The organism is Kosakonia radicincitans DSM 16656 (assembly GCF_000280495.2).
Classification (GTDB): Bacteria; Pseudomonadota; Gammaproteobacteria; order Enterobacterales; family Enterobacteriaceae; genus Kosakonia; species Kosakonia radicincitans.
In genome coordinates this window covers 3,848,608-3,866,887 of sequence record NZ_CP018016.1, presented here as the reverse complement: position 1 = coordinate 3,866,887, position 18,280 = coordinate 3,848,608, and the positions used below count along the sequence as shown (strand labels likewise).

At 54.8% G+C, this 18,280-nt stretch carries 15 protein-coding genes; 11 read left to right on the top strand and 4 right to left on the bottom strand.

Going from position 1 to position 18,280, the window contains the following annotated elements:
- Positions 1 to 211 precede the first annotated feature (211 nt).
- The gene (rhtA, locus tag Y71_RS18615) at positions 212 to 1,099 is read right to left on the bottom strand and encodes a threonine/homoserine exporter RhtA (RefSeq protein ID WP_007374001.1); all 888 of its coding nucleotides are present in this window, start codon (positions 1,097 to 1,099) and stop codon (positions 212 to 214) included.
- A gap of 363 nt (positions 1,100 to 1,462) precedes the next feature.
- Between rhtA and ompX the strand changes: the two genes are divergently transcribed.
- A complete protein-coding gene (ompX, locus tag Y71_RS18610; protein ID WP_007374002.1) occupies positions 1,463 to 1,975 on the top strand; it encodes an outer membrane protein OmpX in 513 nt (170 codons plus the stop codon).
- Between the two features lie 64 nt (positions 1,976 to 2,039).
- On the opposite strand, the gene Y71_RS18605 is transcribed toward ompX, so the two are convergent.
- The gene (locus tag Y71_RS18605) at positions 2,040 to 3,629 is read right to left on the bottom strand and encodes a phosphoethanolamine transferase (protein ID WP_007374003.1); all 1,590 of its coding nucleotides are present in this window, start codon (positions 3,627 to 3,629) and stop codon (positions 2,040 to 2,042) included.
- Positions 3,630 to 3,907: 278 nt separating this feature from the next.
- On the bottom strand, positions 3,908 to 4,039 hold the full coding sequence (mntS, locus tag Y71_RS18600; RefSeq protein ID WP_007374004.1) for a manganase accumulation protein MntS: 132 nt from the start codon (positions 4,037 to 4,039) through the stop codon (positions 3,908 to 3,910).
- A 188-nt stretch (positions 4,040 to 4,227) separates the two neighbouring features.
- Between mntS and mntR the strand changes: the two genes are divergently transcribed.
- The 9 genes from mntR to Y71_RS18555 all read left to right on the top strand — a co-directional run bounded on the left by mntR (position 4,228) and on the right by Y71_RS18555 (position 14,929).
- Positions 4,228 to 4,698, top strand: coding sequence for a manganese-binding transcriptional regulator MntR (gene mntR / locus Y71_RS18595; RefSeq protein WP_007374005.1), 471 nt, complete (start codon positions 4,228 to 4,230; stop codon positions 4,696 to 4,698).
- The gene (locus tag Y71_RS18590) at positions 4,695 to 5,804 is read left to right on the top strand and encodes an anion transporter (RefSeq protein ID WP_007374006.1); all 1,110 of its coding nucleotides are present in this window, start codon (positions 4,695 to 4,697) and stop codon (positions 5,802 to 5,804) included. Before mntR ends, Y71_RS18590 begins: the two co-directional genes overlap by 4 nt.
- 101 nt (positions 5,805 to 5,905) lie before the next feature.
- Positions 5,906 to 7,003 (top strand): HlyD family secretion protein, encoded by a 1,098-nt coding sequence (locus Y71_RS18585; RefSeq protein WP_007374007.1) that lies wholly within the window; start codon positions 5,906 to 5,908, stop codon positions 7,001 to 7,003.
- Entirely contained in the window at positions 7,000 to 8,571 is a 1,572-nt protein-coding gene (locus Y71_RS18580; RefSeq protein WP_007374008.1) for a DHA2 family efflux MFS transporter permease subunit, read from the top strand. The genes Y71_RS18585 and Y71_RS18580 overlap by 4 nt, the downstream gene beginning before the upstream one ends.
- A gap of 1 nt (position 8,572) precedes the next feature.
- Positions 8,573 to 10,096 (top strand): efflux transporter outer membrane subunit, encoded by a 1,524-nt coding sequence (locus tag Y71_RS18575; protein WP_007374009.1) that lies wholly within the window; start codon positions 8,573 to 8,575, stop codon positions 10,094 to 10,096.
- A 100-nt stretch (positions 10,097 to 10,196) separates the two neighbouring features.
- Positions 10,197 to 11,237 (top strand): aldo/keto reductase, encoded by a 1,041-nt coding sequence (locus Y71_RS18570; protein WP_007374010.1) that lies wholly within the window; start codon positions 10,197 to 10,199, stop codon positions 11,235 to 11,237.
- 239 nt (positions 11,238 to 11,476) lie between these two features.
- Entirely contained in the window at positions 11,477 to 12,853 is a 1,377-nt protein-coding gene (locus tag Y71_RS18565) for a glycoside hydrolase family 1 protein (protein WP_007374011.1), read from the top strand.
- A 24-nt stretch (positions 12,854 to 12,877) separates the two neighbouring features.
- On the top strand, positions 12,878 to 14,197 hold the full coding sequence (locus Y71_RS18560; protein ID WP_007374012.1) for a PTS sugar transporter subunit IIC: 1,320 nt from the start codon (positions 12,878 to 12,880) through the stop codon (positions 14,195 to 14,197).
- A gap of 15 nt (positions 14,198 to 14,212) precedes the next feature.
- Entirely contained in the window at positions 14,213 to 14,929 is a 717-nt protein-coding gene (locus tag Y71_RS18555) for a GntR family transcriptional regulator (RefSeq protein WP_007374013.1), read from the top strand.
- A gap of 90 nt (positions 14,930 to 15,019) precedes the next feature.
- Here Y71_RS18555 and ldtB read toward each other — a convergent pair whose 3' ends face one another.
- On the bottom strand, positions 15,020 to 15,940 hold the full coding sequence (gene ldtB, locus Y71_RS18550; protein ID WP_007374014.1) for a L,D-transpeptidase: 921 nt from the start codon (positions 15,938 to 15,940) through the stop codon (positions 15,020 to 15,022).
- A gap of 207 nt (positions 15,941 to 16,147) precedes the next feature.
- Here ldtB and Y71_RS18545 point away from each other — a divergent pair, with 207 nt between their 5' ends.
- Entirely contained in the window at positions 16,148 to 17,740 is a 1,593-nt protein-coding gene (locus Y71_RS18545) for an ABC-F family ATPase (protein WP_007374015.1), read from the top strand.
- Positions 17,741 to 18,280 lie beyond the last annotated feature (540 nt).

Genomic DNA, 18,280 nt, shown 5'->3' with positions numbered 1-18,280 from the left:
CTATCGGTTCAATAGCAAAACCAGAATATATGCTCATTTTTTATGTGGTGACAACTAACAAGATGAATTATAAGAAAAATTAAATAATTTCGTGAATGGAAGGGGGACGGTAATCCTATTTCAAGAGAAATGTACATAAACGTAAGAAATAATGTCTCTGCAGTTGGAGGATATTCAGCATAAGACAAATCTCATGCTGAACAATAATTATTTAACCAATATCCACTTTGCGGATTTTACTTTCCCGCCGCAGCGTCAGCGTGGAGCCCATCGAGGCGATGACGATGGCCATCAGCGCCAGCACCTGCTGCAAAGCGAGCGTTTCGCCAAGGAAAACCATGCCTGAGATCGCTGCCATCGCGGGCTCCATACTCATCAGCGTACCGAAAGTGCGGGTGGGAAGCCTGGTTAATGCAATCATCTCCAGTGAGTAGGGCAGTGCGGTGGACAACACGGCAACGGCGATACCAAGCGGCAAAATCGACCAGTGCCACAGCAGTTCACCAGACTGGAGCGTACCGAGAGGGACAAACACGATCGCCGCAATTAACGATCCAAGCGCGACCGTTGCCGGGCCGTGTTCCTCACCCGCGCGCTGGCCGCAGAGGATGTAAATCGCCCAGCAGGCACCGGCGCCGAGGGCAAAGGCTGCGCCGCTCAGATTCACATGCGAGACGTTTTCTCCCAGCGGCAGCAAATACCATAGCCCAAGTACGGCCAGGATCACCCAGATAAAATCGACCGGGCGGCGGGAGGAGAACAACGCAACGGCCAGTGGCCCGGTGAATTCCAGCGCCACGGCGATACCAAGTGGTACGGTCTGAATGGAGAGGTAGAACATATAGTTCATCCCGCCGAGCGACAGCCCGTAGAACAGTAGCGGCAAACGTTGCTCACGGGTGAAACGTAACCGCCAGGGTTTGAAAACGATGGCCAGGATAATCGTGCCGAGCGCCAGACGCAGTGCAGTAACGCCAGGTGCGCCGACCAGTGGAAACAAAGATTTCGCCAGCGATGCACCGCCCTGAATAGAGATCATGGCGATAAGTAACACCAAAACCGGCAGCCACACCGGTAGCTTACGAGACAACCCTGGCATCCTTTCTCCCGTCAATTTATGTCAAGTGAAGTAAAGCCGTCAGTCTACTTGAAAATACCTCCGGCTGGTTGAGCGTTCGTTGAAAAAAACTGCCCGAATATCCGTAGAATAAGGATCATCTGATGGTTAATTAACCTGTTGATTTAAGAATTGTCTGGATGAATGTGCCACTTATTGAGCATCATAATGGCGCGTTATGCGGGAAAATACGTGTTTTTTGAAAGGGTTGTTCAACAGCGGAAACTTTCTGTTACATCAAATGGCACTTTAGACCCCAATTCCTGCAAAGAGTTTCCTGACCATTTTTGATATATTTAAAAACGTAGGACGTAGGATTTACTTGAAGCACATTTGAGGTGGATTATGAAAAAAATTGCATGTCTTTCAGCACTGGCCGCTCTTCTGGCGGTATCTGCAGGTTCCGCAGTAGCAGCAACTTCAACCGTTACCGGCGGCTACGCTCAGAGCGATGCGCAGGGTATTGCTAACAAAACTAACGGTTTCAACCTGAAATACCGCTACGAGCAGAATGACAACCCGCTGGGTGTTATCGGTTCCTTTACTTACACTGAAAAAGATCGTACCGAAAGCGGCGTCTATAACAAAGCGCAGTACTACGGTATCACCGCGGGTCCGGCTTACCGTCTGAACGACTGGGCGAGCATCTACGGTGTAGTAGGTGTTGGTTACGGTAAATTCCAGCAGACTGTTGATACCGCTAAAGTTTCTGACACCAGCGACTACGGCTTCTCTTACGGTGCCGGTCTGCAGTTCAACCCGATGGAAAACGTTGCTCTGGACTTCTCTTACGAGCAGAGCCGTATTCGTAGCGTTGACGTTGGCACCTGGATTGCCGGTGTTGGTTACCGTTTCTAATCGCTTCGGCGATATAAAAAATCCGCCCAATGGGCGGATTTTTTTTGCCGGAAACGCTCACCAATCAGTGTTTACTGTGGGTATCAAAAAGATCTGTGCCCAGCTGGTTGTAGTCAACTTTCTGTAACTTAAAGTTAGTAATGTAGACTGGCCCGGCCTTCTGCTCGGAGATAAAGCGGTAAGAATTTTTTATCTGCTCGGCGGCGATCCCGGTCCACTGCGAGAAGAAACCAAGGAAATCATTGGCTGAACGGCGAGCCTTGACGATCCGGTGCTTTGTATCGTCGCTGGAGATCACCATAAACGGCACCTGGAAATCCTGCTGGAATTTGTCGGCATGCGCCAGATACTGCGCCTCTTTACCGCGCTCTTTAATTGCCAGCCCGTGATCGGAAAAATAGACCATCGAAAAGCTGTCGCCGGTATTCACCAGTTGGGAATAGAGCTTGCCAAGCAGATCGTCCGTCTGCGTGATGGAGTAGAGGTAGCAGGACGTTTCTTTCGATTGTACAAACTCATTGTATTTACCGCCGGTGCGATCGCAGGCTTGCGGGTGCGAACCCATCAGATGCAGAACGATCAACTGAGGCTGTGTACGCTGAGTTGAAAAGACCTGAGCGGTCAACTTCAGCAGCTCTTCGTCACGGGTGTTTTTATTCGCTTCAAAATCGCCATTTTTCAGGAACTGCACTTCATCGGCGCGCTTTGCAATGCTGGCAATCGCCGTATCGTATTCGCCAATCTGCCCCTGATTAGAGAACCACCAGGTCTGGAAACCCGCACGATTCGCCAGCGTAACAAAGTTATCCTGGTATTGCGGTTTATCATCGACCACCCGGTTCAGCGTCAGACCGAGCGACTTCTGCGTTGAGCCGCTGGCAGATACGTAATCCATAAAGAAAGTGCCGTTTGCCTGGCTGGCGAAAGGCGTGTTATTCCAGTGGCCGCCAAACGCGCCTAGCGCATCGCGGCGTGCGCTTTCGCCAATCACCACCACATAGATGTGATATTTCGGTTTTACCGCCGTTACGGTCCAGGTGTCTTTCATGCTGGCGAACTGCGCCATATTCTCCTGCTCGACGCGCACTAAATAGTAGTTAAACGCTACATCGCGCACGAAACGCAGCACCGGCACGCCAGTATCGATAATCCTGAAGTCATATCCCAGGAAGTGGTTCTGTACCGGGCCGATAAAATAAGATGCCACGCAAAACACGGCGCCTACGGTATCCCACTTTAGCCACGGCGTCGGCACGGCCGGGATGCGGCGAAGCATCGAAATGACGCCCAGAGCGAAGATAAACAGGCCAATTGCATAGTGATACCACGGGAAAATAGTCAGAATTTCCGTGGACTCTTCCATATTGGTCGACAGCAGAGCGAGCAGCGTATTGAAGTTCGGCGCGCCGTAGGCCTGGCCAAACGGGAAATAACACGCTGCCACCAGAGAGATTATGCCGACAAACACCTTCTGCGCGCGTGGCGCTTGACGCCAGAGCACAATCAGGGCGCAGGTCAGGACAACGGCATACAACACGCTAAATTCGTAACCAAGAGCGAAATTAATCAACATCGACTGGAGAAAATAGAAACCCGTCCACGGATTGACGGTCTGGCTGCGAAACGCAGCGGATTCTTTCAGAATTAGGCTCATTGATGACTATCGCGAAACCGCCATGTGCTCACCCTGGCGTAAGGGTCAAAACCTGCCGGACAGTGCGTGGAGAGGGGATGTGGTCCGCTTCTGCGAGCCGCAATTTGTGCAGGGCAGCGCAAAGATAGAGCGAGGCGCAACGAAGGTCAACACCGGCTAAACGGTTGTTTTGAGAGGGTGATTGCAAATCCAGCAAAAATACGCGAATTTTTAGACGAAACGTTCAGTATGACGTGAGATTGTGACAGAAAAATGAAGCGGCGTACCGCGACGCCGCATTAGTTGGAAGGCTTGTCCGGGGTTTGCTGCGGTTTGCCGTTGATGATATCGCACAGCATATTCAGCAGCATTAAACGGACTTTAAAGGGAGAGTGACTAAACACAAGCATGCACCTCTTGAACTCATTCATCGGAACCTCCTTACGCTTTCGTGACCTTTCGTTCCGTGAAGGGTGAACGCATTACATACAGATATAGCACAGGCTATATTTTATAGCTATGGCTAATGCGTTAATTTTTTGTGCTGGTTCACGGATGGTTTACAATGGCGCTTCTCTTATATGATGCAGTACCGCGTCACACCGTCAGAGGAAGCACAATGAACCGTCGCGCAGCGAATCCAACAATAAAAAAAGTGACGCTGGTAAATGTTGAAGAGCACGTCGAAGGCTTTCGCCAGGTGCGCGAAGCGCATCGTCGTGAGCTGATTGACGACTACGTTGAACTGATTTCCGATTTAATTCGCGAAGTGGGCGAAGCCCGCCAGGTTGATATGGCGGCGCGCCTTGGCGTTTCGCAGCCTACCGTGGCAAAAATGCTGAAAAAGCTGGCGACCGTCGGGTTGATTGAGCAGATCCCGTGGCGCGGTGTTTTTCTGACGCCGGAAGGGGAGAAGCTGGCGCAGGAGAGCCGCGAGCGCCATCAAATCGTAGAAAGTTTTCTGCTGGTACTTGGCGTCAGCCCGGAGATTGCCCGCCGCGATGCGGAAGGGATGGAGCACCACGTCAGCCAGGAAACCCTCGACTGTTTCCGCCGTTTTACCCTGCAACACGGGTTGCCTTCCGAATGAACATACCGCTGTTTCGCGCACTGGCGCGCGACCATTTTCTCCATCTGCTGTTGATCATTGGCATTGTGCTCTGCTTCTTCGTTCCGTTTGCGCCTGCGCGTTGGCCAGGGGCAATTGATTGGCACACCATTATCACCCTGAGCGGCCTGATGCTGCTGACCAAGGGCGTTGAGCTGAGCGGCTATTTCGATGTGCTCGGGCGGCGCATGGTGCGTCGTTTTCACAATGAACGCCGCCTGGCGATGTTTATGGTGCTGGCGGCGGCGCTGCTCTCCACCTTCTTAACCAACGATGTGGCGCTGTTTATTGTGGTGCCGCTGACCATTACGCTAAAGAAGCTGTGTGAAATCCCGGTCAACCGGCTAATCATCTTCGAAGCACTGGCGGTCAATGCCGGTTCGTTGTTGACGCCGATTGGCAACCCGCAAAACATCTTATTATGGGGGCGCTCCGGCCTCTCATTCCCTGCGTTTATCTGGCAGATGACGCCGCTGGCGTTGGTGATGATGGCAACATTGTTGGCGCTGTGCTGGTTTTGTTTTCCCAATAAAAAGCTTAACTACCACAGCGGCGCGCAGACTGCCGACTGGCAACCGCGCCTGGTATGGAGTTGTCTCGCGTTTTACCTCGTCTTTATTACCGCGCTGGAGCTAAAGCAGGAGCTGTGGGGGCTGGGGCTGATCGCGGTCGGTTTTCTGCTGCTGGCGCGTCGCGTGGTGCTGAGCGTTGACTGGACATTGCTGCTGGTCTTTATTGCCATGTTTATCGATGTGCATCTGCTAATACAGCTTCCGGCGCTTCACAGCGTGCTGACCAGCACCAGTCAGCTTTCACCTTCGGGCCTGTGGCTTGCGGCCATTGGTTTGTCGCAATTTATCAGTAACGTGCCCGCCACCATTTTGCTGCTCAACTATGTTCCACCGGATACCTTGCTGGCCTGGGCGGTGAACGTTGGCGGTTTTGGTTTATTGCCCGGTTCGCTGGCGAACCTTATTGCGCTGCGGATGGCGAACGATCGCCGTATCTGGTGGCGCTTTCACCTCTATTCCTTGCCGATGTTGCTGTGGGCTGCGGCCGTCGGATACGGATTACTCTTATTCAGATAGTGCTGATTTGTCAGTTTATCCTGGAAAATGTATAGCAACCGCCTAACTTTAGGTAACGGTGCATCCCTGGCGCCGTTACCTGACAGGACCGTTGCGATACTATGGCAGAAAACACAACCTCTCCTGACGATGTTCAGGAAAATAATAATGACGACACCCGTAAACGCCCCGGAAAGAAACCGCTGATTATCCTCGCCATTATGGTTGGCGTGATGGTGATCGTCGCGCTGGTATGGTGGTTTTTAACCCGTAACGAAGAGAGTACCGATGATGCCTTCACCGATGGCGATGCGGTCACTGTTGCGCCGAAAGTTGCCGGTTACGTTACCGAGTTGCGGGTCAAAGATAACCAGCGGGTGAAGAAGGGCGATTTACTGGTGGTTATCGATCCCCGCGATGCCACCGCGCAGCGCGATCAGGCACAGGCGCAGTTAGGGCTGGCAACGGCGCAACTGCACCAGGCGCAGGCGCAACTCGAACTCTCAAAAGTGCAGTACCCCGCACAGCGCGATGAAGCGAAGGCGCAGGTACTGAAAGCACAGGCGGATCTGGCGAATGCCGAAGCCGCTTACCGTCGTCAGCGCGGCGTCGATCCCCGTGCAACCACGCAGCAAAATATCGACAGCGCCAACGCCCAGTTGCGTAGCGCGCAGGCGCAGCTTGCCAGTGCCCGCGCCCAGTTGGAAGTAGCGGAGCAGGTGCAACTGCAAATCCGTCAGCAGGAGACCAACGTTGAGGCGCGCCAGCAGCAGGTCGCGCAGGCGAAAGCGCAACTGGAAACGGCGGAACTGAATCTCTCATGGACGGAAGTCCGCGCGCCGTTCGATGGCTTTGTCACCAAACGTAACGTCCAGAACGGTACGCTGGTGCAGGCCGGCACGGCACTGTTCTCGCTGGTGTCGCCGGAAATCTGGGTGGTGGCCAATTTCAAAGAGTCGCAGCTTGAGCGGATGCGTCCGGGCAATAAAGTGAGCATCAAAGTCGATGCCTGGCCGGATCTGCAGCTGGAAGGGCACATCGACAGTATCCAGCAGGGCAGCGGTTCGAAATTTGCTGCTTTCCCGTCAGAAAATGCCACCGGTAACTTTGTCAAAATCGTGCAGCGCGTGCCGGTGAAAATCGTCATTGATAAAGGGCTGGATGCGAATAAGCCATTGCCGCTGGGTCTCTCCGTCGAACCGAAGGTAACGCTGGAATGACCGATCACAGCCACGAAAACTGGCGACCCGCCAGCAACCCGTGGGCCGTGGCATGGGTGGTTACGCTCGCGGTGTTTATGGAGATCCTCGACACCACGATTGTTAACGTGGCGCTGCCGCACGTTGCCGGTTCGCTGTCGGCCAGCTACGACGAATCGACATGGGTTCTGACCAGCTACCTGGTGGCGAACGGTATTGTGCTGCCGATTTCGGCCTTTCTCAGCCGGACGTTTGGCCGCAAACAGTTTTTCCTTATCTGCATTGTGATGTTCACCGTCTGCTCATTTCTCTGCGGCATTGCGACTGAGCTGTGGCAGATCATCCTGTTTCGTATTTTGCAGGGCTTTTTTGGCGGCGGCCTGCAGCCGACGCAGCAGTCGGTGTTGCTGGATTACTTTAAGCCGGAGGATCGCGGTAAAGCGTTTGGCCTGTCGTCGATTGCCATCATTGTCGCGCCGGTAATGGGGCCGACGCTGGGCGGCTGGATCACCGATAACTACTCCTGGCGCTGGGTGTTCTTCATCAATATTCCGGTGGGTATTATCACCGTGCTGGCGATCTACCAGTTGCTGGAAGATCCACCATGGGAGCGGAAATCGAAGCAAAAACTGACTATCGACTGGCCAGGGATTGGGCTGATTGCGCTGGGTTTGGGCTGCCTGCAAGTGATGCTCGATCGCGGTGAAGATGAAGACTGGTTCGCGTCAGATTTCACCCGCATTTTCGCGGTGCTGACGGCGGTGGGGATTGTCGGCGCAATCTACTGGCTGCTCTACGCCAAAAAGCCGGTAGTGGATTTGCGCTGCATGGCGGACAAAAACTTTACCGTCTCCAGCCTGCTGATGGCGGGCATGGCGATGATTCTGTATGGCAGCTCGGTGGTGATCCCGCAACTGGCGCAGCAGGATCTCGGCTATACCGCTACCTGGTCCGGGCTGGTGCTGTCGCCCGGCGCGGTGCTGATTGTGATGACCATTCCGCTGGTACTGAAGCTGATGCCGATAGTGCAGACGCGCTGGATTATCGCCTTCGGCTTTTGCTGCCTCGCAGCCTCATTCTGGTGGTCGCGTACGCTGACGCCGGATATCGATTTCGAAACGTTAGTGCTTTTTCGCAGCGCGCAATCCATCGGGCTTGGCTTCCTGTTTGTGCCGCTCACCACCATTGCTTTTATCTCCACGCCGCGCGAACTCAATGCGGATGCCGCCGCGTTGTTTACCATGTTCCGTAACGTGGCAGGCTCGATCGGCATTTCGCTCTCCACGGCTGCCATCACAGAGCGCTCGCAGGCGCATATGTCGCATTTGTCGGAACATACCTCCCCGTTTAATGAGCAATTTCAGCTGGCGTTGCGCCAGACTGCCGAGGCGATTCGCAATTTCACCAGTCTGTTGGGCGATCCGCTTTCCAGCGCCAACGGACAGATGTACAAAGCGATGGTCGCCCAGTCGCGTTTTCTGGCGTACATCGATGTTTTTACAATTTTGAGCGTGGTCGCGCTGTTATTGATTCCATTTTGTCTATTGCTTTCGCCGATCAAAAGCGAAGGCAGCGCAGGAGCACATTAATATGAGGTGGCGTCGTTTTCCCGTAACCCTGTTATCGCTGTGGCTGGCAGGCTGTGCCGTGGGGCCTGATTACCGGCCGCCACAACCGCAAACGCCTGCGCGCTGGAACGATCCGGGAGACCGTGCGGTGAAGTCACAGGTTTCCATGCAGGCGCTTAACCCGCGCTGGTGGACCACGTTTCAGTCACCGCAACTCAACAGCCTGATTGAACGGGCGATTGCCGGTAACCTGTCGCTGCAACAAACCGTGCTGCGAATTGCCGGGGCGCGCGAGCAAATCAATCAGGCTGGCGGCGCGCTTCTGCCGTCGGTCAACGGTTCGCTGAAAGCCACGCGTCAGCAGCTTGGCCTTGAAGGTGAGCTGAAATCTCATGATGTTTACGGGCAACTGGATAATGCCGATCCGGCCATCAGCGGTGCGCTGGGCGCGTTAACCCAGCCGGTGAATCTCTACCAGGGTAGCTTTGATGCGCAGTGGGAGCTGGACCTGTGGGGTAAAGTGCGCCGTCAGGTAGAAGCCGCCTCCGCGCAGCAACAGCAGACAATAGAACAACGTAATGACGCGCTGGTGTCGCTGGAAGCGGAAGTGGCGCGCGCCTGGCTGCAGCTGCGCGGCGCGCAGGGCATCATCGCCACGCTGAATACGCAAATCGACAGCGCGCAGCAGACCTTTATCCTGACAGAGAATCGTCAGAAAGGCGGGTTATCGCCGCAGATGGATGTGGAAAATGCCCGTGCGCAGGTCGGTAATCTTGAGGCGCAACTGCCACAGTACCAGGCGCAGGAGCGCCAGGCGATGAACGCGCTGGCGATCCTGCTGGGGAAACCGCCGGGCGCGCTGGATGACGAACTGCGTAACGCGCAGCCGCTTCCAGCATTGCCGGAAGTTGTGCCGACCGGTATTCCTTCGACGCTGGCGCGTCGTCGCCCGGATGTGCGCGAAGCCGAGGCCAGCCTGCATGCCGCTACGGCACAGATTGGTGTTTCGGTTGCTGAGCTATTCCCGAGCTTGTCTCTGAGCGGTCAGTTTGGCCTGCGCAACAGTGAAACCAACTGGCTGACCGACTGGAGCAGCCACTTCTACAGCTTTGGCCCGCAGATTTCGATTCCGATCTTCCAGGGCGGTCGGCTGGTGTCGAGCGTTAAGCTGGCACGTGCGCAGCAGGGCGCGGGGGTGATCAATTATCGCCAGACGGTACTGAGCGCATTAGGCGATGTGGAAAATGCGCTGGTCAGCTATCGCGCCGATCAGCAGCGGGAAGCGGCGCTGGATAAAACAATCAGCGCCCTGCAAAGTGCTTTTGACCTTGCCAGCGACAGCTACCGTAAAGGGATCGCCAGCTTTATCGACGTGCTGGATGCGCAGCGTCAGCTGGCGCAGGCCAGCCAGCAGCGTGAGCAGGCGCGCGTGCAGAGTAGCCTTGATCTCGTGGCGTTGTACAAGGCGCTCGGCGGCGGCTGGGAACCGTATCAAAATGTGCAACTGCCTGATTACAAAGTCTTTGGTGATGCGCCTCGCGGATAATCAGAGAATTGGGCAAGAAACAGGCAGGATCCTCACATTCCTCCTGCCAAAAGATTCCGTATAACTGTTGCGTCAACTAAACCGATGAGGAGACGCCATCATGCGCTATCAAAAATTGGGTAATACCGGACTGTTTGTTTCTGAGTTATGCCTCGGCACCATGACCTTCGGCGGCGAAGGCGGAATGTGGGGCAAAATCGGCCAGCTACAGCAGGCGCAGGCGGAGCAGTTGATTGGCCGCGCACTTGATGCGGGCATTAACTTTATCGACACCGCCAATGTTTATTCTGAAGGGCGCTCGGAAGAGATCACCGGCCAGGCGCTGAAGAATCTGAAAGTCCCGCGTGAAAACGTGGTTGTCGCCACCAAAGTGTTTGGTGAAACCGGCACCGCCGGGGTGAACTCGCGCGGTAGTTCGCGCTATCACATTATCAACAGCGTGAAAGAGAGCCTGCGTCGCTTGCAGCTCGATCATATCGATCTCTACCAACTGCACGGTTTTGATCCGGCTACGCCGATCGAAGAGACACTCTACGCGCTGGATAATCTGGTGCAGCACGGGCATGTACGCTATATCGGCGTCTCTAACTGGGCGGCGTGGCAGATTACCAAGGCGCTGGGGATTTCCGAACGGCTTGGGCTGGCGCGTTTTGCCTCGTTGCAGGCCTACTACACCATTGCCGGTCGCGATCTGGAACGCGAGCTGGTGCCGATGATGCAGAGCGAAGGCGTCGGGTTGATGGTCTGGAGCCCGCTGGCCGGCGGTTTGCTGAGCGGTAAATACGATCGCGATGGCAATGGGGAAGCGGGCGGTCGTCGGCTGGAGTTTGATTTCCCGCCGGTGAACAAAGATCGCGCCTTTGACTGCGTGGATGTGATGCGCACCATTGCCGACAGTAAAGGCGTTTCGGTAGCGCAAATCGCGCTGGCCTGGCTGCTGCATCAGCCGGTAGTCAGTAGCGTGATCATTGGCGCTAAACGGCAGGAACAACTGGATGACAACCTTGCGGCCACCGCGATTCGTTTAAGTGAAGATGAGCTGCAACAGCTTGACGCCGTAAGCGCGCTGCCCCGCGAGTATCCTGGCTGGATGTTGGAGCGCCAGGGCGAGTATCGTCGTAATCAGTTAAAACAGCAGTAATTTAAATCCGTTCACCACACCCCGTAGGCCGGATAAGCATTAGCGTCATCCGGCAATCGTGGCACCACTGGCCAAAAAACGCCGGATGGCGGCTACGTCTTATTCGGCCTACTTATGCTGTTATTCGGTAAATCTTTCGAAAACCATCACAAATCTGCACATCTTTCTTTGCCCATTTTTTCGCCGTTATCTATATGACTAGTCATATTCATTAAATGACTAGTCATGGAGAAAGCGCGATGAGCAAAACGTTACCGACTGGCTTCCTGTGGGGGAATTCCGTTTCCAGCATGCAGACTGAAGGGGCATGGAATGAGGGCGGGAAAGGGATGTCGGTATATGACATCCGTGAAGCCAGCGAATTTGCCTCAGACTGGAAAGTCGCCACCGATTCTTACCACCGCTACCGCGAAGATTTCGATCTGATGCAGGATCTGGGCATGAACTGTTACCGTTTCCAGATTGCCTGGAGCCGCGTTTGCCCGCAGGGCGACGGTGAGTTCAACGAAGAGGGGATCGCGTTTTACGACCGCTTTATTGACGATCTGCTGGCGCGCGGCATCGAACCGATGGTGTGTCTCTACCACTTTGATATGCCGCTGGCACTGGCGCAGCAGTACAACGGTTTTGCCGATCGACATGTGCAGGACGCCTTTGTGCGCTACGGCAAAAAAATGATCGATTGCTTCGGCAGCCGGGTGAAGTTCTGGCTGACCTTCAATGAGCAGAACATCTACCACATGCCGGGCGCGTTCCAGGTGGGCGGCTATATCAACGGCGAGAAAACCCTGCGCGAGCTGTATCAGATCCAGCATCACGTGATGATGTCGCATGTGCTGCTCACCCACTATCTGCATGAGACACAACCCGGACGCCTGATGGGCGGCATGCTGGCGCATCAACTGATTTATCCGGCAACCTGCAAGCCGCGCGATGTTTTTTGCGCGACCCAGTATGACGAGTTTCTCAACCAGAATTTGCTGAGGGTGTTTGCCGGGCAGGGCTACAGCCCGGAAGTGCTGGCGGTCGTCGATCGCGAAGGTTTCCGCGATATCTATCGCGATGAGGATCTGGCGCAAATCGCCCGCGTGAAAAACGACTTTATGGCGTTCAGCTATTACGCCAGTAAAACCCTTGATAGCGACGCCATCTCGCCAGAAACCCCGGTCAACTACTACCTGCAACAGGGCGATAAAGCCAACCCGTACCTTGAAGCCACCGAATGGGGCTGGCAAATCGATCCCCTTGGTTTTCGCGCCATTATCACCCGTTACTACAACGACTGGCGCTTGCCGGTGTTCCCGATTGAAAACGGCATTGGTGTGATTGAAGAGTGGGACGGCGTAAATCCCATCGATGACGACTACCGTATTGCCTACCACCGCGACCATATCCAGGCGATGCAGGATGCCATTTTCATTGATGGTGCACAGGTGATTGGCTATCTCGGCTGGGGCTTAATCGACATTCTTAGTTCACAGGGCGATATGCGTAAGCGCTACGGCGTGGTGTATGTGAACCGGGAAAATCACGATCTGAAAGATATGAAACGCGTACCGAAGAAGAGTTATCGCTGGCTGCAACAGGTGATCCGCAGTAACGGGCGCGACATGTAACACATTGATTGAGAGGACAGCGCTATGTCTGAAACTAAAATCACGCCGAATATGCAGTCATTCGTCGATAAGTTCGTCGATTTTTCTGCCCGCCTGGCAAACCAGGTGCACCTGCGTTCCCTGCGCGACGCCTTTGCGGCAGTGATGCCGATTTTTATCCTTGCCGGATTGGCGGTGCTGATCAACAACGTCATTTTCCCCTGGGTGCTGGAAGGGGAGATGCTGGCGCGTTTTAAAGTATGGGGCGAAGCGGTGATCAACGGAACGCTGAATATTGCCGCGCTACTGATCGCGCCGATGACGGCCTGGTCACTGGCGCGCAATAAGAACTTTGGCAACCCGGTGTCGGCGGTGGTCATTGCGCTGTCCAGCTTTATTATCATGATGCCGATGCAACTTGAGGTGGTGCCGGTGGGCGCGAAAGCCACGGTCAGCGTGACGCAGATGCTGGCTTTCACTAACATCGGCTCGACCGGGATTTTTGCCGGGGTGATTATCGGGCTGCTCTCCACCGAGCTATTTATCCGTGTCGCTGGCGTGAAACGGTTTTCAATTTCGCTGGGCGAGAATGTGCCTGCAGCGGTAGGGCAATCTTTTTCCTCGCTGATCCCGGCCATTATTACCCTGTCGCTGTTTGCCATCGTTGCCGCGCTGCTGGCAAATCTTCTCCACACCGATTTGATCCACCTGATCACCACGCTTATCCAGCAACCGCTGCGGCAGATCAACACCAGCCTGCCGGGCACACTGTTTATTTATAGCTTCGGCAACTTCCTGTTTACGCTGGGCATCCACCAGACGGTGGTCAACGGCGTGATCCTGGAGCCGCTTTTGCTGATCAACACCAACGAAAATATGCTGGCTTTTGCCAACGGGCAGCCGATCCCGCATATCATCAACAATATCTTCGTTCCGACCTTTGGCATGATTGGCGGCACCGGCAGTACTATTTCCCTGCTGATCGCCATCTTTCTCTTTGCGAAACAGCAATCGGCGAAGCAGGTGGCGCGCCTCGCCATTTCGCCGGGGCTGTTTAATATTAACGAGCCGGTGATTTTCGGCTTGCCGATCGTATTCAACCTGCCGCTGATGATCCCGTTTGTGCTGCTGCCCGCGCTTGGCATCTGGTTTGCCTGGCTCTGTACAACGCTGGGCTGGATGTCGCGCTGCGTGGTGATGATCCCTTGGACGACACCGCCGATTCTCAGCGCCTGGCTGGCAACGGCGGGTGACTGGCGGGCGGTGGTGGTGCAGTTGATCATCATTGTCTTTGGTGTATTCTTTTACCTGCCTTTCCTCAAAATTGCCGAGCGAGTGGCCTTGAAAAACAATGGGATACAATAATTACAGAGAAGGGCTATGGCGGCAAAATACATCATGATTGCGCGCGAGATTAAGCGGCGCATTCTCAGCCAGCACTACGCTGCCAGCGCACCGTTACCGGATCAATTTGCGCTGGCGGCAGAGTTTAATACCAGCCGGATGACGATTCAGCAGGCGATGCGCCAGCTGATTGTGGAGGGGCTGGTCTATACCCGCCAGGGGCAGGGCACGTTCATCCGCAAAAACTTTCTTCAGTTGTCGCGCTGGGATCTGCCCGGCAGCGACTATTTTGGCGCCACCAAAACCTGGGAGAGCGTTGGCGAAGTGACGAGTAAAATCATCCGCTTCGAACTGCGTTTTCCCAGTGAGAAAGAGCAGGCATCGCTGCTGGTGGGGCCGGACGATCCGGTATACGACTTTATCCGTTTGCGCATGCTGGAAGGCGAACCGATGTCGCTGGAGTTCACGCTGATGCCGGTCAATCTGGTGCCGGGGCTGAATCGCGGGCATCTGGAAAGCTCCGTCTTTCGCTATGTGCAGGAAGAGCTGGCGCTGAAGATCATGGGTTCGTATCGTATTGTGCGCGCGCTGAAACCCTGGGCGGAGGACAAACAGTATTTGAACTGTGAAGAGACCGATCCGGTGCTGGAAGTGGAACAGGTTATCTATCTGGAAGACGGCACGCCGCTGGAGTACGCCCATTGCCATTATCGCTACGATCACGGCGGGATAATTGTGGTCAATAACGGGTGATTTTTTGGCCGGATGGCGGCTGACGCCTTATCCGGCCTGTGGGTTTTGTCGGCCCGGTAAGCGTAGCGCCACCGGGCATTAAACCGCAGATTAGTTCAGACGTACCGGCATACCGGAACGGTTCTGCACTGCCTGATCGACAACGTTTGAATCCACATCAGACTGACTGGTGACGGCCTGTACCGCTTTGCTCAGCGCGATCGGCACAATTTCGCCGCCGTTGAACTGCGCTTCCGTGGTGGACAGCGGGTTGTGAACTTCGATATAGCGGCTGCCATCCGGCTCGGTGGTCGCTTTTACTGGCTCATCAATGAACTGTACGCGGGTGCCGACCGGCACGTTTTCGAACAGGAATTTGATGTCATCGTTACGCAGACGCACACAGCCGTGGCTTACGCGCAGGCCGATACCGAAGTTGGCGTTGGTGCCGTGGATCGCATACAGACGGCCGATATAGAGCGCATACAGGCCCATCGGGTTGTCCGGGCCAGCCGGAACCACTGCCGGCAGCGGTTGACCTGCTGCAATGTATTCCGCGTGCATTTTCGCGGTCGGCGTCCATGTCGGGCCGGCTTTCTTACGCTCAACTTTGGTGGTCCAGGCGATCGGGGTATCTTTCCCGAGCTGGCCGATACCGATAGGCAGCACGATTACCGTATTGGTGCCTTTCGGGTAGTAGTAGAGACGCATTTCTGCGCTGTTGATGACAATGCCTTCGTGAACGGTATCCGGCAGGATCAGTTGCTGCGGAACATTCATTACCGTACCGCCTTTCGGCAGGTAGGCATCAATGCCCGGGTTGGCTTCCAGCATGTTGGACAGGCCCATCTGATATTCAGCGGCGTAATATTCCAGAGGCTGAGTGTTGCCTTCCGGGATAGTGACAACCTGGTTCTGACCAATCAATCGGCTACCGTCTGTCGGCAGCGGATAAGTAACAGCAGACGCATTATTGCAAAATCCCACGACAGCCAAAGCCGCCGCGAAAAGGGTTTTTATTTTCATGTTCATTTTGTGCGAGATTTTTGCCACACAGGCCGTTAGGTTAGGAATGCAGGAAGCGCATTATATGTGCATTCCTGCGCTCAGGGAATTCAGATGTGTACGAAATCACACTTTTTTCCTTTTGCTTGCAGTTTAGCCATCTGACAGCGGGCAGGAATCTAATTCGGAATTGTGGCATAATAGGGTGTTTGTCACATATTTCAGGATACCTCTGTGTTAGTCACCAGCAACGTCACCATGCAGTTCGGCAGCAAGCCGCTGTTCGAAAATATTTCCGTCAAATTCGGCGGCGGCAACCGTTATGGCCTGATCGGCGCTAACGGGAGCGGAAAATCCACCTTTATGAAGATCCTCGGCGGTGATTTAGAACCGACGCTGGGGAACGTCTCTCTCGATCCAAACGAGCGTATCGGTAAGCTGCGTCAGGATCAGTTTGCTTTTGAAGAGTTCAGCGTGCTCGACACGGTGATCATGGGCCACGCCGAACTGTGGGAAGTGAAACAGGAACGCGATCGCATCTACGGCCTGGCTGAGATGAGCGAAGAAGATGGCTATAAAGTGGCCGATCTTGAAGTACAGTACGGCGAAATGGACGGCTACTCCGCCGAAGCGCGTGCGGGCGAACTGCTGCTCGGCGTTGGCATTCCTGTAGAACAACACTACGGCCCGATGAGCGAAGTGGCACCCGGCTGGAAGCTGCGTGTGCTGCTGGCGCAGGCGCTGTTCGCTAACCCGGACATTCTGCTGCTCGATGAACCGACCAACAACCTGGACATCGATACCATTCGCTGGCTGGAGCAGGTGCTGAACGAGCGTGACAGCACCATGATCATCATTTCGCACGACCGTCACTTCCTCAACATGGTGTGTACCCACATGGCGGATCTCGACTACGGCGAGCTGCGCGTTTACCCGGGTAATTATGATGAGTACATGACGGCGGCAACGCAGGCGCGCGAACGCCTGCTGGCGGATAACGCCAAGAAGAAAGCGCAAATCGCCGAGCTGCAATCCTTTGTCAGCCGCTTTAGCGCCAACGCCTCGAAATCTCGCCAGGCAACTTCCCGCGCCCGTCAGATTGATAAGATCAAGCTGGATGAGGTGAAAGCCTCCAGCCGTCAGAACCCGTTTATTCGCTTCGAGCAGGACAAGAAACTGTTCCGTAATGCGCTGGAAGTGGAGCAACTGACCAAAGGTTTTGATAACGGCCCGCTGTTTAAAAACTTCAACCTGCTGCTGGAAGTGGGCGAGAAAGTGGCGGTGCTCGGTACTAACGGCGTGGGTAAATCCACTCTGCTGAAAACGCTGGTCGGCGATCTGCAGCCGGATAACGGAACGGTGAAATGGTCGGAAAATGCCAGCATCGGTTATTACGCGCAGGATCATGCCGCAGACTTTGATAACGATCTGACCGTGTTCGATTGGATGAGCCAGTGGAAACAGGAAGGCGATGACGAGCAGGCGGTGCGCAGTATTCTCGGTCGTTTGCTGTTCAGCCAGGACGATATCAAGAAACCGGCGAAGGTGCTTTCCGGTGGTGAGAAGGGCCGTATGCTGTTCGGTAAGCTGATGATGGAAAAACCGAATATCCTGGTGATGGATGAACCAACCAACCACCTTGATATGGAATCCATCGAGTCGCTGAACATGGCGCTGGAGATGTACCAGGGCACGCTGATCTTTGTTTCTCACGACCGTGAATTCGTAAGTTCGCTGGCAACCCGCGTGATTGAGATTACGCCGCAGCGCGTGGTGGATTTCACCGGGAACTATGAAGATTATCTGCGTAGCCAGGGTATCGAATAAATTTACCGTCGTCTTTCATGCCGCAGGTGCGTTGGCTGCACCTTCGTACCCCGGTCACTTACTCATGTAAGCTTCCGGGGATACTCAGGTTTGCCGCCTTCCTGCAACGCGAAATACTTAGGTAAATTGCGGCGTATTCCGTCGTCTTTCACGCCGCAGGTGCGTTGGCTGCACCTTCGTACCCCGGTTACTTACTTATGTAAGCTCCCAGGGATACTCAGGTTTGCCGCCTTCCGGCAAAACCGTTGGTTTGACGTAGGTGGAATTGTTCCGTTCACCAGATGAACGGTGGTCACATCAACTCGGTATCACGTGAACGGGAAAAGGGAAAGCCACCGCGCTTCCCCTTTTCAATCCCCCGCGGCCCCGCGGGAAATCGGTGCTTCGCACTGTGCTCACCTCCCGCACATTTGCCTGCGGTCGGCTCGACTCGTGATTACTCGTCCCATCCATGGGACTCGCCCCTTCGGGGCCAGCGTAAGCGCTGTTCAAAATTGCCCCCGGCAATTTTGTCCTGCTCGACTCGCCTCTGGCCGCCAT